The 388-nt window shown below is 62.6% G+C and carries 1 protein-coding gene; it reads left to right on the forward strand.

Annotated elements, in window-relative coordinates:
- Positions 1–15 precede the first annotated feature (15 nt).
- On the forward strand, positions 16–388 hold a 373-nt coding region (locus AAEY83_RS13080), incomplete at its 3' end, for a Mur ligase domain-containing protein (RefSeq protein WP_351059388.1).

Consider the following 388-nt stretch of genomic DNA (forward strand, 5'->3'; position numbering starts at 1 on the left):
GTCTGGAGGTGGCCCATGGTTGAGAATCAGAAAGCCATGCCACAACCGGAAATGCGCCGCATCCGTCGCATCCACTTCGTCGGCATCGGCGGCGTGGGCATGTGCGGCATCGCTGAAGTGTTGCTGAACCTGGGCTACCAAGTTTCCGGTTCCGACCTGAAAGCGTCGCCGGTCACCGAGCGCCTTGAATCGTTTGGCGCGCAGATCTTCATTGGTCACCGTGCCGAGAACGCCGCTACCGCCGACGTGCTGGTGGTGTCGAGCGCAGTGAACACGTCCAACCCGGAAGTGGCGACTGCCCTTGAACGCCGCATTCCCGTAGTGCCGCGTGCAGAAATGCTCGCCGAGCTGATGCGCTATCGCCACGGTATCGCCGTCGCCGGTACCC

This window comes from Psychrobacter sp. TB20-MNA-CIBAN-0197, assembly GCF_040309765.1.
Taxonomy (GTDB): domain Bacteria; phylum Pseudomonadota; class Gammaproteobacteria; order Pseudomonadales; family Moraxellaceae; genus Psychrobacter; species Psychrobacter submarinus.